This window comes from Arthrobacter sp. M4, from assembly GCF_020251205.1.
GTDB lineage: Bacteria > Actinomycetota > Actinomycetes > Actinomycetales > Micrococcaceae > Arthrobacter.
Map to the genome: position 1 here is coordinate 176,722 of NZ_JAIWYX010000006.1, position 14,648 is coordinate 191,369.

Annotated in this window: 11 protein-coding genes; 1 reads left to right on the forward strand and 10 read right to left on the reverse strand. The window is 65.3% G+C overall.

Going from position 1 to position 14,648, the window contains the following annotated elements; all coding sequences use genetic code 11:
- Positions 1–126: 126 nt before the first annotated feature.
- From LD110_RS12485 to nirB, 10 genes are all read right to left on the reverse strand, one after another.
- Positions 127–1,485, reverse strand: a complete 1,359-nt coding sequence (locus LD110_RS12485) for a patatin-like phospholipase family protein (RefSeq protein ID WP_225499142.1) — start codon at positions 1,483–1,485, stop codon at positions 127–129.
- Positions 1,482–1,880 (reverse strand): hypothetical protein, encoded by a 399-nt coding sequence (locus tag LD110_RS12490; RefSeq protein WP_225499143.1) that lies wholly within the window; start codon positions 1,878–1,880, stop codon positions 1,482–1,484. Before LD110_RS12490 ends, LD110_RS12485 begins: the two co-directional genes overlap by 4 nt.
- Positions 1,877–2,359, reverse strand: a complete 483-nt coding sequence (locus tag LD110_RS12495) for a DUF1772 domain-containing protein (protein WP_225499144.1) — start codon at positions 2,357–2,359, stop codon at positions 1,877–1,879. Before LD110_RS12495 ends, LD110_RS12490 begins: the two co-directional genes overlap by 4 nt.
- Complete coding sequence (locus tag LD110_RS12500; protein WP_225499145.1) at positions 2,356–3,330, reverse strand: acetoacetate decarboxylase family protein; 975 nt, start codon at positions 3,328–3,330, stop codon at positions 2,356–2,358. The genes LD110_RS12495 and LD110_RS12500 overlap by 4 nt, the downstream gene beginning before the upstream one ends.
- Positions 3,327–4,364 carry an alpha/beta hydrolase gene (locus tag LD110_RS12505; RefSeq protein ID WP_225499146.1) on the reverse strand — a complete coding sequence of 346 codons (1,038 nt, stop codon included), beginning with the start codon at positions 4,362–4,364 and terminating at the stop codon, positions 3,327–3,329. The genes LD110_RS12500 and LD110_RS12505 overlap by 4 nt, the downstream gene beginning before the upstream one ends.
- Positions 4,361–6,331, reverse strand: a complete 1,971-nt coding sequence (locus LD110_RS12510; protein ID WP_225499147.1) for a hypothetical protein — start codon at positions 6,329–6,331, stop codon at positions 4,361–4,363. Before LD110_RS12510 ends, LD110_RS12505 begins: the two co-directional genes overlap by 4 nt.
- The gene (locus LD110_RS12515) at positions 6,328–8,877 is read right to left on the reverse strand and encodes a GMC oxidoreductase (RefSeq protein ID WP_225499148.1); all 2,550 of its coding nucleotides are present in this window, start codon (positions 8,875–8,877) and stop codon (positions 6,328–6,330) included. The genes LD110_RS12510 and LD110_RS12515 overlap by 4 nt, the downstream gene beginning before the upstream one ends.
- A gap of 156 nt (positions 8,878–9,033) precedes the next feature.
- A complete protein-coding gene (locus tag LD110_RS12520) occupies positions 9,034–10,158 on the reverse strand; it encodes a uroporphyrinogen-III synthase (protein WP_225499275.1) in 1,125 nt (374 codons plus the stop codon).
- Between the two features lie 60 nt (positions 10,159–10,218).
- A complete protein-coding gene (cobA, locus tag LD110_RS12525; protein ID WP_225499149.1) occupies positions 10,219–11,253 on the reverse strand; it encodes a uroporphyrinogen-III C-methyltransferase in 1,035 nt (344 codons plus the stop codon).
- Between the two features lie 6 nt (positions 11,254–11,259).
- The gene (gene nirB, locus LD110_RS12530; protein WP_225499150.1) at positions 11,260–13,893 is read right to left on the reverse strand and encodes a nitrite reductase large subunit NirB; all 2,634 of its coding nucleotides are present in this window, start codon (positions 13,891–13,893) and stop codon (positions 11,260–11,262) included.
- A gap of 280 nt (positions 13,894–14,173) precedes the next feature.
- On the opposite strand from nirB, the gene nirD reads away from it, so the two are divergent.
- Positions 14,174–14,542 (forward strand): nitrite reductase small subunit NirD, encoded by a 369-nt coding sequence (nirD, locus tag LD110_RS12535; RefSeq protein ID WP_225499151.1) that lies wholly within the window; start codon positions 14,174–14,176, stop codon positions 14,540–14,542.
- Positions 14,543–14,648 lie beyond the last annotated feature (106 nt).

Sequence of the window (14,648 nt, forward strand, 5' to 3'; positions counted from 1 at the left end):
CTGGCGGTGATCGGTGGTTTGTTGTTGCCACCAGCCTAGGGAAACCGCTTTTCTGGGATGTTTCCCCGGCGTTGCCCGTTTACCACCGAACGTTCGCTGGCGTTTACTGACCGGTAATAACGTGGATCACACTGCGAGGCCCCCGTAGCGGCGGAAGGCCTCGCGCAAGCCCGAGCCTGCGAAGCTCGCCACGGCCGCCGCGCGTTGCCCAAGGCCATGCGAGCCCACGGGCTCAACCGATGCCAGCAGGGCGGCGGCATCGCCTACGGTCATTTGCAGCGTGGCCGCTGGCTGTCCGCCGATGTCCAGCCGGGCGTTGCGTGTATCCGCCCAGGCGTCCGGACCTGGATCGTCGTGGAAGGTCCGGGTCACGGTAACGTCTTCCCATGCTCCTTTGATCCTGGCTCTCGCTATATAGCTGACGTCTTCGCCGGTGGACTGCACGCGCCCGTCGGAGAGGAAGACCCTGCCCCCGAGCGCTGTGTGGTCGAGGTATCCGCTGAGCCGGGCATCGCCGCCCCCTGAGGGTAGGACCACCGTGGCGCGGAAGGTGACCGGGCCGCCGTCGTACTGTCCGTGCAGGGTGTCATTGAACCGCACGCCGGGGGCGGGCTCTGACATGGCTGTGCAGGACGGCTCCTTGGCCACGCCGGAGCTGGTCATGGTGTCCAGGTAGGCGCGGGCGTCACGGTAGCCCATGGCGATCAGCGTGTCCGCGTCGATGCGGCCCAGGTAGAACTCCGGGTCCAGCGGGAGCGGGTTCTCCGGCCTGACAACGTGGAGCACAAAGTCGCGTCCTGTCGCCGCTGCGGCCTCGAAATCGGCGTTGAGGGCGCCCATCGCACTCATTTCGATCATGTGGACGTATTGCTCCAACGGCCCGTCGCCCCAATAGGGGGAATTGCCGATGCACCAGATCAGCCACACTTCGTTGGCCCCGCGGCGGAGGGCTTCCTGGACGTTGGCGTCCCGCATCCACACGGCATCGGTCCAGATACGGCCGTCACGTCGCAGGGGAGTGAGGAAAATGGGCAGGGACATCCCGGCCGCCATAAGTTCCGCATCGATCTGGGTGGCGTCGATTGAATGGCAGCGCTTCTCGGTGAATTCGACCACGTTGAACGTGCCTTCCGTGGCGTCCGGCATCGACGCGCGGCGCCTGATTTCGGCGTCGTCGATCCCCAGGGCGGGGAAGACTTTGCCAAGCAACCCGTCTGCATCGCCGATCGCGGGCAGCGACCATGGCCCTTTGAGGTAATCACCAAGGGGCAGCGCCGAACCGAAATCTTTCACGTCCACGCCGGACCAATTGGCGCACATGTCCTGGGGCGAAACTCCGGACAGCATCATTCCCGCCGTCATGATGCCTCCGGAGGTGCCGTCAATATGGTCGAAGGTCAGCCCCTCTTCGGCCAGGGCGCGCACCACCCCGGCTTGCCAGGCCACGCGCATACCGCCACCGGCCAATACCAAGGATCGCTTCATGGAGTCACCGGCCTGCGCCAGTAGGCGAAGCAGAGGGCCGCCGTTGCCAGGTCGAAGAAGGCCACCAGCAGGGCCAGCGGTGAGAACACCGCCGCGAGGACTCCAATCCCGACGGCGGCAAAGGCTCCGGCCTTCTGCACGGCGGACCAGAGCAGGACCTCACGCGCTGGAAAGGGACGCAGGAGGGTATGGAGGAGGAGCCCGCCAACCACGATCATGAACATGCCGACGGTGCCGAAGAGTTGCCGGGCTGTTGCGGTTGGCTCGACTCCAAGCAGGGACAGGATACTTCCGCCGAACGGGATCTGCACTGCACCCGAGAACACTGTGATGACGGCTATCGCAGCCAGCACCGCGCGTAGCGGATCCGCAGCGGCCCACTGCGGAATCCTCACGAGAACGTCTCCAGAAGTTCCCCGCGATCCGCGAGGAGCCACACCATGGACACCCAAGTGGCCGTGGAGACGTAGAAGCGGATGTCGTTCAGGAGCATCCAGCGCATCAGCAGCGACCTGAGCTCGGCGTCATCCTTGAAGTCGCCGCCGCGGATCCGCACGTTGATAGGGATGATCAAGCCCTGGCCGACCACGGTGAGAACGATGATGCCGATCAGGCAGATGACGGCGAAGACCACCCGTATGGTTCCCCACTCTGCCCACACCATAATGCCGCCTGAGATGAACATGATGGGCACCACCACGGTGAAGAACTTGGTGGCAGCGCGGGTGGGGATACCGAAGTGCATATCCACGTTGTCCCGGGCCAGTGAGCGCCATGTGGGGTAGAGGAACCATTTCAGTACCCACATGGTCCCGACGTACATGGTGGCGCCGAACAGGAAGTACAGCGCGTTGAACATCAGGAACCAGTTCACGGCCTGATCCCGGTGTCAGCGGCTCCTGCGGGTTCCGCTGCGGGCACCCTGCTCCGGTCCGGTGGTTCCAGCCAATCCTGGCCCTGGCCCAGTCCCACCACGCTGTCCATCATGTCCCCGCCGCGGATAACATCCGCTTCGGCTTCTGTGGGTGCGGTGAGGAACCATGCTTCGTAGTGGTCGTCCAGCACACCATGGGCTTCCGGCAGCCAGGCAGTGAAGAGAGGCTTGTCGGACACATTGAGGCCCTTGAGCGGCGCAACGCCGGGAGCGTCTCCCAACACCAGCCTCGCCTTGGCCTGTGCACCAAACGCGACGTCGCCCTTGGCTTCGAAGTAGATGTCGGACTTCCAGAGCATGCCGCGGAAGGCGCAGTAGTTGGAGGCGGCCATCTTGAGGGGCAGGCCGGCGGGCTCAGGCCGCTCGATTTCGATGTAGCAGCCGAGCTGGCCGTCCTGGTCGTACTGCGCGGAGACTGAGGTGTCCGTGACCACGAAGTCCAGGTTGGCCTGGTGCTTGGGCATGCCCCAGATCCCTTTTCCGCCCTTGACGGAGATTTCCGTGCTCACTGGCAGGTCCACCACAAACTGGCCGAGTTTGAAAGTCTTCTGGAAGAGCAGGGGCAGGAGCGGTGGGGCAGGCCGTGTTCCGTGCGTGATGGCGATGGCCAGGGAGTACTCGATGTACTTGCCGATGTCCGTGGACTTGTAGTTCACCACCGTGACCACCAACAGCCCCTTGCCGCCGATGCTGAACGGACGCATTTCCCGGCCCGGCAGGATCGCTGCGGCTGCCCGCTTATTGATGGGGAACGCCGCCATCAACACCGGTGAGTCGTCCGAGTTTACGGGCATCAGGTAGGGGATGCCGTCCACCCTGGCATGGTGGCTGCGGAGTTGGTGCTGGCGGCGCGGCACCGGGGAGGGAATGAGCTTGAGCAGGGGCGTGATGAGTTGGGTGATGGTTTTCATGAGTTCAACTCCTGGACAATGATGGGAAAGGTGTCCTGCCAGGCCCTGGTTCCGAAGAACACATCCAGGTGTCCATAGCCGGGGAGAAGGTGCAGCGAGTCCTTGCCGGGGCGGTGGCCCTGGAAGAAGTGGAAGGTCCGTTCCTGGCTTTCGGGCAGGAAGCACAAATTGTCCTGGCCGGCCAGGAAGACGAAGCGGGCATCGGTTTGGGGTGCCTGGGCCACGAAGTTGCTGGGCAGCTCAGGATGGTTTCCTGCGGCCACCATGTGTCCGGCGCGGATACTCCGGCCCATCTCCTCGAAGAAGGTCACCGGCACTTCGGCGAACTCGCCCTTGATCCACTCGTGCGTGGCCTCGTCCAGGTTCGCGTGCGACCACAGCGCAGGCCGGCCGCTGCCGTAGGTGAAGCTCACCAGCTTGCACACAGTGTTGTCGCATTCCCTATGGCTTGCTTTCACCAGGAATCGGATGAGCCGGGAGAAATAGCCTTGCGATTTGTAACCCCATGCTGGCGACAAGTATGGGCTGAACAGCTTGACCACCGGCGTCAGGTAGTCGATCTTCAACCTGGAGAACGGCGGCACCACGGGGTGCAGGGACACTGCGTTGGAGACCACCGTGTCAACCTGCGGCAATAGGCCGGCCACGGCCGACATGGTGAACGACGTCGAACCCTGGCAGTGGATGACGGCCTTGAGCGTTTCCGCGCCGGTGGCGCGCAGTACATGTTCGACGGCGGCAGGATGGTCGTATACGGCAGCGTCAGCCAGCGTCCAGGACAAGGGGTCAAGGTCGATCGATGCACGCCAATTGAGCATCCAGACGTCCCAGCCGTTGTCCAGCAGCACGTCCACCAACGTGGTTTTGATCGGTGGCCTGAACAGTTCCGCCCTGACGCCGGAGCCATGGACCAAGAGGACGGGGCCTTTGGTGACTTCGACAGGCGAGGTGACGTGGACCAGGCTCAAAGGCGTGTCGTCACGGGCCTTGAACGGGATGACGTCCGTATGGTGATCAGCCCTGGTGATGGTCACGGCCTGGATCCTTTCCGTGAGATGGTGATGGGCTCTTCGAGGAACCGGACGTGCGGCAGCAATCCCGACGCCGGTACGGGACGGATGCCTGCGGTGGCCCTTTCCAGCGACCAGTCGTGGCACACTTCGTCCACCACCACCGGGTAGAGGGTGAGGGAGCCGTCTGGTCCGAGGTGCATCCGCAGGAACCCCTTGTGGTCTTCGATGGCCTGGCCGGACATCCGCCAGGAGGACACTTCTCCACCCCGGGTGCCCAGGATGAACAAGGCGAACGCCTCGCTGCCCAGCACCCAGCCGGACGCAAAAACCAGCAACAGCACAACAATGACGCCTACACCCGATGGCAACCGGGCCCAGGCGGACAAGAGCAATGCCAAGGCCGTTGAGACGCCCAACGCCGATGCCTGGTACAAGGCACCCCGGAGGCTCGTCACAGCTCCGGATGGACTACGTCCACGCCAGCGAAGCCACACCGCCACCACGCCTAGAAGCACCAGCGGAAGCCCGATAAACCAGAGCACCGGAACCAGGAGCCCGGCTCCTGCAGAGGCCTCAAGGCTGCCCATCAGGGACTGGCCGCGGACCGAGCTGTACACAGTCCAGCCCGCCAGGAAAATAACCGAGTGAAGCAGGCCCAGCAGGGGTCCGAAACCAGGGTTGCGGACCGGCAGCCAATACGGTGAGAACGGATTGGCGAGCCGACGTCCCAAGGCACGGCCCTGCGCGGGAGCCGGGTACGCCGTTGGTGTGCGTTTGAACCGCCGGCCGCGGGCGCCGTCGTTCTTTTGATCCAGCCGCGGAACCTCGCCGCCCGAAGCCGACGGCGACTCCACCGGTTCCGGGAGCGTGACTACGTCCGGCAGCCAATGCGTGTCCGCGAGGTAGGCGCCGCCGAGCCCGCACGTGATCAGTTGCGTCCGGGTTTCCGGCGCCTCCGCGTCCGCGATTGATTCACTGTTTTCAAACCGCGAATAGTGGTGCAGGTCCCCGCTGAGCCACAGCCGAACGCTTGCGCCGGTGTCTTCGAAGAGACCGGTGGCGGGGTTGAATCGGCGACGCAAATAGTCCTGCTCGAAGAAGTTGACCTGCCGGAAGGCAGGGGCCGAGGGCGAATCGGCGTACACCCAATACGGGGAAGCGAGGCAAAGGATGATGGCGTCGCCAGGCTGCAGCTGGGTCGTCACCGTTCGGTAGAAATAGTCCAGTTGGGGCTCATCGATGTACTGCCCCAACTGGCTGTCCAGGCCAAGCAGCCACCACCCCGGATTCCCCGGCCCGCCGGACAGCCGCACGCCAAAATAGCTCCTGCTTTGCACCGTCCGCCATTGGCCAATGCTGCGCTGCCGGGTGAACACCCGGATGAACGTGGTGAGGCCGTCATACCAGTCGTGATTTCCGGGCAGCGCGAGCATCACGTTGGCCGGTGGACAGGAAGTCGCCGGGGCAGCCGCTGCACCTGCCCCATCCCTACCGAAGGCTGAGCGATACGGGCCCACCATCCGGTCCTCGTAAAGCGCTGGCGACGCCACCGGATAGACTTCGTCGCCGCCGAGGACCAGGATGTTCCCCCGACGGAGTTGGCGGCCATCGATGGACAATTGCTCCTCTGCCAGCAGCAGCGCCACGGAATATGTGGCATCGAAACCGTCGCCAAGATCCGCCGTGAAGTCGATCCACAGTTCCTGTTGTGCCTCCAGCCCTTCGGGGAGCGTCGCCGGCAGCGGCAGCCCCTTTTCGACGACGGCGGGTTGCGCCGGCTGCCCCGCCGCCGGGAGGCGGTCAAGGCGCAGGGGGTCGCCCGGCAGGCCGGCCTCGAGTTCGCGCTTGTCCCCGAAATCGGCGAACAGCGTTGCGGCGGCGACTTTGAGCCCGGTACGGCCCAGGGAAATCGGGGAGAGCCAGCGGACAGGGTCCCGGGGCGTGAACCCGAGTTCGGCGCAGTGCCTGGCGAGCTCCCGGCGCTTCATGGCCTGGGGAGCACCGGAAACGGAGTGCGGCGGATGCCCCGGCCGTAGACTTTCCACAGTTCCCCAAGGAAGAGGGAGCCGAACGCTGCCAGCCCTTGCGTCGGCGCGGGTCCGGAAGCGCGGAACGTGGTCAGCTGGCGGGCAAAATCCAGTGGACGGATATAGAGCATCCCCGCCGCGGCAATCTCTGCTGGTGCATCGTCCTCCGGCTGGACGTGCCCCCGGAGGATCGTGGCGTAGAGCGTGGTGGTGTCCGGCCAGAGATCGAAGCCGCGCTCGTTGCGGATCGCCTTGAAGCCGGTGAAGGTCAACGGAGTGCCGCCCGGATCCCGCAGCCAGAGCCGGTAAAGCATCTTGCGCGCGGGTACCTCGGGCGTTCTTGCATCGCCGGACGTGGGATCAGCGACGAACAGGTTGAACCAGCCGCGCTCCACGGGGAGCCGCCCGCCAAGCTGATCCGCCACGAGGTACCCCGCGGCCGTGGCAGGGTGCAGCGGGTCCTCCGTGAAGGCGTCGATGTCCTCCGCGGTGATAGTGAGCTCGAACATGATCCGGTTGCTGCGGTCCCTGCCCAGCACTTTCCCACGCTCCGGATCCGTGACACCGGGGCTGAACCAGCCATGCATTTGCTCGGTGAAACTGACGGAGGTGGGAGCGCCGCCCGCGAAGTCGCCGGAACGCTGCGGGCTCGCCGCCAGGCTCCGGCTACCCGGGTGCATCCCGGCGACCCCCGCGGATTCGCGCTTGGCCTTCACACCCTTGGTGGCATCGGGCGCGAGCGACCGGGGAGCGCTGGACTCGTCAGGCACTGTGCCAACTGCCATGGCTCGCGTACGGGAGCCGGCAGCCTCACCGTCCAGGATGCGCTCGCAGGCCCGCTCCGCGAACGCCGCAATGGTGAGTGAGGGGTTGGCTCCAACGGGTCCAGGCATCGCGGCACCGTCCACTACGTACAGTCCCGGGTAGCCGAACACTTCGCCGTAGGAATCGCACACGCCCTCTGAGGGGTTGTCCGCGGCGGCGCAGCCACCCAGCGGGTGCACGGTGATGACGCGTTTGGCCCACCACAGCGGGTTGTCCACGAAGTCTCCGTCGAGTTGCCTGGCGATAGCTTCCATGGTGGAACGGACCCTGCCGAAATATTCAGTGGATGTGGCCAGCGTCCAGTTGATTGCCAGCCGCCCGCCCTGGAGGGTCATCACGCCGTCGGGAATGTCACGGCCCATCCCCAGCAACGGCAAGGAACTGGCGGACAACCTTCCATCGCCCAGGGCCGCGGCAAGGTCGGCGGAGATGTTGGAACGCTGGGCCTCGAACAAACGGTCCTTGAGCAGTTGCACGCCGACGCGTGCCGCGCGGCCGGCCACCTGCGTCAGCTGCGCCGTTTCCATGAGCCAATTCATGAACCCCGGGTAACCTGCGTCCTCAACGTAGTAGCCGCGGCCTCCATTGCCTCCGTCCACCGCGTCGGGCACGCGGATCGCCGTTGTGATGACCGGGCCGTGGCTTCCGGAGAGTTCCCGCACCCCGGGGCGCCCGTCGTCGTCGGGCTTTTTAGCCCCCATCACAAAGGTGAGGAGATCGCCGTTGCCGCAGAATCGGGTTCCGAGTGCCGAACTCAGCCCAGGCAGCGAGGCGCGGTTTCGCAGCAGCAGGAAGTTTGTGCCAAAAGTTCCAGCGGCAACCACAACGCGTCGGGCACGGATGGTGCGCTCCACGAGGAGCTGCCCGGCGTTGGCAGGATCATGGACGACGTAGCGGACTTCGTAGCCATGACCGAAGCCATCCAGCGGCCTGATACCCCGCACGTCATGGAAAGTCCGGATATCCGCGCCGGCATGCTTCGCCGCGGACAGGTAGTTGTGGTCCAGGGTGTTCTTCGCACCGGTGTTGCATCCGATGTCGCACTCGCCGCACAGCGTGCAGGTCACGCGGATTCCTGCCGCGCCATGGACGCTTCCGTAAGGAGCCTGGGCCAGGAGCTCGTTGGTGCCCGGCTCGGCGCCCGGCTTGGTGGCGAACGTTACGGCAATGGGCGGGCGTTGGATCTGCAGCCCCAAGGCCTCCGCGGTTTGTTCCATCGCCATGGTCTTGGGTGTGTCGCGGTAGGGGTAGGGCACCGGCTCCAGCATGGCTTCGGCGGCGTCATAGAAGGGGTCCAGGTCGGCCCGCGTGAAGGGCCAGTTTTCGTAGCCGCCCCCGGGCACGGGGGTTTCGCGCACGAACCACTTCTCGTCTTTGCGCAGCAGCACGTTGGCGTAGATGAGCGAGCCTCCGCCCAGGCCGCTGGACACGATCCCCTCGGCTCCACGGAACGTCCAGGCGTCGAAGAGCCCGTAGAGCCCGCGGTCGGGGTCCCAGAAGTTGCGGCCCATGTCCGACGGCGTCCGGGCGAAACTTCCGGGAGGGTAGGCCTTGCCCCGCTCCATGAGGACAACGGACTGCCCGCCCGCGGCCAGGCGGTAGGCAGCCACCGACCCGCCGAAACCGGAGCCGATTACAACGGTGTCAACGAATTCTTGGTTCCCGCCCCCCAGCTGGACCATGGGCGTTCCTCTCCGAAGGAAGTTTCCGGGGACTATACGCGCCATATTCCCACCGAGGCGGGAATCTGTCCATATGCTGGAATAATTCGAAAGAGGTCTCTCAGAGTCCGGGATTCAGACCCTGCGATTCAGACTCTGTAATTCAGACCCTGCGATTTAGACCCTGAGGCGGTAGCCCCGTTTCACCACGGTCTCCACGAGCTTGCCGTCAGGCAGCGAGGACCTCAAGCGGCTGACGGTCATATCCAGTGCATGTACGGAGCCGCGCAGCTCGAGCAGCTCTGACAAAGATTCCCTGGACAGCACCGCGCCACCCGCACCCAGCAAGGCGCGAAGCAGCAGCAGCGGAGCGGGGGCCAATTCCACGAGTTCGCCGTTGATCCGCAGCGCCCGGCCGCGAAGCTCCACGCTGCCGCTGCGGGTTTCCAACCGGCGCACGTGGTTCAGCGCCAGGTGTTCACACACCAGCCGGATGAGGGCACCCATGCGATAGCGGTCCGGGATCAGCGGGGTCAGTCCGGCGTCAACCAGCGGCTGGGCGGTCACGGGTCCGACGGCGGCAACGGTCACGGTGGTCTTCAGGCTGTCGACGAGCTGCTTGTACAGGCCCATCTCGTGGGCCGTGCTCCACATGGCGTCAACCGCAGGCGCGCTGGTGAATGTCAGCACGTCCAGGTTCCCGCTGCACACGGCCTCGATGAGGCGCGGCAGTTTGTCCTCGCCGTCGGGCTTCACCCAGCGGTACGGGGTGACCGTAAGGACGGTGGCGCCGGACATCCGGAGTCGCTCGATCTGGCGGACGTCGGTGTAGCCGTGTAACTGCATCGCCACCGTCTTGCCGCGCACGCCCTCGGCCAGGAGCATGTCCACGAGCGTTGCGGTGGTCTCGTCGCTGCTGATTCCGACGTCGGCAAGCCCGGCGGCGCGCACGGCGCCCCGGGCTTTCGGGCCGCGAACAAACATGCGGCAGGCGGACAGGGTCTCCAAGAGCTGCTCGCCGATCCCGAAGGAGTCGGCGGCCTCGCACCAGCGCCGCATGCCATAGGCCGTGGTGGCGATGCAGATATCTGGTTTGGCCTCGATGACGGCCCGCGTGTCATCGATAAGGCGGACGTCTTCCTGGACAGGGGCGATTTTCAGTGCGGGCGCATGCAGGACCTCGGCACCGCGCCGCTCCAAGGCTTCAATCAGGTCCCGGGAGCGGCGGTGCGAGGTGACGCCGATGCGGAAGCCGTCAAGGGGCGATTCTGCGGGGTCGGAAACAGAAGCTTCCGCGGGCATGCCGTTTGTTGCGGCGCCCGCTACTGCTTCAATCACGTTGGGTGGTGTCATTGTGCTTCCTTACGCCTCCAGCAGGGAGGCCGCCAGTCGATCGAGGTGGGCGGCCGCCCCCGCATGGTTAAGGTTGGCCTCCGCCACCCGCACCACCTCGCCGATGACCAGGACAGCCGGGTTGCTGCAGCCCGAGGACGCAGTGACAATGTTGCCCAGGTCGGAGATGGTAGTGCGCTGGCCCGGCCGGTAGCCCCGCTCCACGACGGCCATGGGCATGTCCGGGCGCATTCCGGCCCGGCGGAGACCCGCAGCCAGCTGCGGCAGGGTGCCAATACCCATAAGGACCACGATAGTCCCGCCCAAGCCCGCCAAGTGGGTGTGCTCATCCTCGGTAAGCGGCGCGTGCCCGGAGACCACGGTGAACATGTGGCTGACCTCGCGGTGCGTAACCGGAATGCCAGCGGCGGCAGGCACCGAGATAGCGCTCGTCACACCGGACACAACACGGACCGGGACGCCGGCGTCAACGCAGGCCGCCACTTCCTCGCCGCCGCGGCCAAACACGTAAGGGTCGCCGCCCTTGAGGCGGACAACGTTGTTGCCAGCCAAGGCGGCATCCACCATCAGCTTCTCAATGTCGCGCTGGGTGACCTTGTGGTGCCCCGGGCGCTTTCCGACGTCGACAAGTTCCGCCGAGGTGAGCCGGGCCAGTTCCTGGTAGGGAGCCAGACGGTCATAAAACACGACGTCCGCGTCCCGCAGGGCGTTGATGGCGCCGACTGTCAGGAGGTCCAGGGCACCCGGGCCGCCACCCACCAGGGTGACGTGTCCGGCCGGTCCGGCGGCCGGTTCGGTCGCCACGGGGATGCCTGCTTCGCGGCAGCGGCGCAGCAACGGCTCCCAGCCCGGCTGGCCGTCGTCGACTGCTGCAACCAGGAAGGGACGCTCGGGCAATTGACCGTCGCCGTCCGCGCCCCTGGGTGTGGTGAGACGGTAGACGACGGCGCCGGCGGCCTCAAAGCGGCGGACAGCCTGGCGGGCGGCGTGCTCCGAGCCGGTGACCAGGACCTCACGGCCCTCGAGATCGAGAGTCAGCTGCATGGTCAATCAGTTCCCTTCAGCCGTGGAGATTCCGCGGACCGGGATGGATGCGGAGGCGATGAGGACGCCGCCCTTTTCCTCGTTGGTGGCCGGACGGATCTGGCCGCGCTCCGGGACGAATGTGATCGATTCGTCCTTCTGGTCCGGGGCGTTGACGAAGGAACGGAAGCGGCGCAGGCGCTCCGGGTCCTTCAGGGTCTCGGCCCACTCGTCCTGGTAGGTGTCAATGTGCTTGGCCATGGCCGCCTCGAGGTCTGACGCGATGCCCAGGGAGTCGTTCACCACAACGTCCTCCACGTGCTTCAGGCCGCCGTCGAGCTCCTCCTGCCACCGGGCGGTGCGCTGCAAACGGTCGGCGGTGCGGATGTAGTACATCAGGTAACGGTCGATGTATTTGATCAGGGTTTCGTCATCCAGGTCCTTCGCGAGGAGCTGGGCGTGCGCGGGGGTAGCGCCGCCGTTGCCGCCGACGTAGAGGTTCCAGCCATCGGCCGTAGCGATCACGCCGACGTCCTTGCCCCTTGCCTCGGCACATTCACGGGCGCAACCGGAGACGCCCATCTTGAGCTTGTGCGGACTGCGGAGGCCGCGGTAGCGCAGTTCCAGGTTGATGGCCATGGCCACCGAGTCCTGCACACCGTAGCGGCACCAGGTGGAACCAACGCAGGACTTCACCGTGCGCAGGCTCTTGCCGTAGGCCTGGCCGGACTCGAAGCCGGCCTCCACCAGTTCCTTCCAGATGTCCGGAAGCTGCTCCAGGCGTGCGCCGAACATGTCGATGCGCTGGCCACCGGTGATCTTGGTGTAGAGGCCGTACTTCTCGGCGACGCGTGCGATGACCCCCAGGCCCTGAGGCGTGATCTCGCCACCGGCGATGCGCGGAACCACCGAGTAGGTGCCGTCCTTCTGCATGTTGGCCAGTGCACGGTCGTTGGTGTCCTGCAGTGTTCCGCGGCCGGCGTCGAGGACGTAGGCGGAGTGCTGGGAGGCGAGGATGGAAGCGACGGTCGGCTTGCAGATGTCGCAGCCGGCGCCCGTGCCGTACTTGGCCAGGATGTCTTCGAAGGAGGTGAGCTCCAGGACGCGGATAGCGTCGAACAGTTCCTGGCGGGACAGGCTGAAGTGCTCGCAGAGGGCCTTGGAGACTTCGACGCCGGACTTCTTGAGTTCGCCTTCGAGGAGCTTCTTGAGCATCGGCACACACGAACCACACTGGGTACCGGCACGGGTGCAGGACTTCAACTCGCCGAGTTCCTGGACCGGGGCGTTGCCTTCGCAGGCACCGCAGGCGTTGATAGTGTCGCGGATGGTTCCTGCCGCTACGTTGTTGCAGGAGCAGAGGATGGCGTCGTCCGGCAGTTCCGTTTCCGGAGCCTCGCCACCGCCGGCAGCGGTCAGGAACGCGCCCGGCTCGCCGGGGAGTTCGCGGCCCAGGAGCGGACGCAGGCTCATGTACGGCGAAGCGTCGCCAACGAAAATGCCGCCAAGGAGGGTCTTCGCGTCGTCGGTGGTGACGATCTTCTGGTACACGCCGCGCGCCGGGTCGGCGTAGACGATTTCGAGGGAGTGCTCGGTCTTTGCGAAAGCGTCGCCGAAGCTTGCGACGTCCACGCCGGAAAGCTTCAGCTTGGTGGCGGTGTCGAAGCCGGGGAAGGTGGCCTCGCCACCGTGCAGGCGGTCGGCCACGATCTCGGCCATGGTGTTGGCCGGGGCCACGAGGCCCAGGCACATCCCGCCGAAGTTGGCCACTTCACCGATGGCGAAGATGTCCGGGATTTCGGTTGCGCAGTAGTCGTTGATGACAACGCCGCCGCGGGGGCCAAGCGAGAAGAGCTGCTCTTCGCCTTCGGCAGCCCGGAAGAGTTCGTCGCGGGGCCTGACGCCGATAGCGACGATCACGATGTCGGCGGGGATGATTCGCCCGTCGGCCATCAGGACTCCAGTGACCTGGCCCTCGTCGTCGGTCTGGACCTCGGAGGGGAACACGCCACCGTGGACTTCGAAGCCCTTGGCCTCGATGAGGCGGCCAAGCGCCTGGCCGGCGCCCTCGTCCAACTGGGTGTTCATCAGCCACGGCGCACCGTTGATGACGATCGGGGTTGCGCCCAGCTGCTCCGTGCCGGCTGCGGACTCAAGGCCCAGGAGGCCACCACCAATGGTGACGGCGTTGACTTTCCGACCCAACTTCTCGGTGAGGTCGGCGATGGCCTGGTTGATGGCCCACACGTCTTCAAGCGTGCGGTAGACGTGGGTGTGCTCGGCGCCGGGGATCGGCAGGCGGGCCGCGTCCGAACCGGTGGCGACCACCAGGGCGTCGTATTCGTAGCTGTTGCCCGCGGCGGTTTCAACGGTCTTGGCGTCCGAGTTGATCTTGACCACCCGCTCGCCGGTCTTCAGGTCCAGGGCGTCGTGGTCCCACATGGAGGCCTCGCCGAGGGTCAGGTCTACGTTGGTTTCGGTGAGTGCCTTGCTGAGGGCCACGCGGTCGTAGGGGAGGTGTGCCTCTTCTGTCAGTACCGTGACCTGCCACCCTTCAAGTCCGCGGGTGTGCATGGCGTCGACGAAACGGTGAGCCGCTGGGCCGCCGCCGGCGACAACGATGCGGCGCTGGTTCTCAGGGGTGGAAGTGTGTCCGGTCACTGGTGGGCCTTTCGCAAAGGTTGCAGACGAAGCTCCGCAACTTGTCCATCCAGCCTAAGTAGGGGCAGTTTCGCATCAGTTACCCGATTGTTTCGTGATCTTAACTTCTGCATCACGAACTGATTTCCGGCCGTGTGAGGTCTCTTTTACGAGCCGGACACATTCTTTGCCTTCCAATGAAACACCCCGCGCCTAGCTTTTTTATGTGGCCGCAAACGGCCCGTGCCGGGCAATTGGGAATTATCCCGGGCCTAGGCTGGCTAAAGCGATAGGGGCTGAAATGACCGTAATTCTTGAACGTATTGAAGGACAGACCGCCGAGGCGGCCGCCACGTGGCACCGCGTCTGCGCAGTCACCGAACTGGAACTCTGCTGGGGCGAGGCCGCACTTGTTGAAGGCCACCAGGTGGCGCTCTTCCGTACGGGGCCGGAGACCGTCTACGCCACGACGCAACAGGATCCGGCCATGCTCTCCAACGTGATGGCCCGCGGCATCATTGGTTCCAAGGGCAGCCGTCCCACCATCGCTTCGCCGCTGCACAAAGAGGTTTACGACCTTGAGACCGGCGAATGCTTCACCAATCCGGAACTCCGGCTCGCCACCTACAGCGTTCGCCTTGTGGATGGGTTCATTGAAATAGCCCTCTGACTTCACGCAGTCCACAACTGCGATGCCCCTCCTGGCCGGTTCCGATTGTTTCGGAACCGGCCAGAGGCGTTTAACGGGCTCATGTGCCGAGGTTAACGGGCCCGTG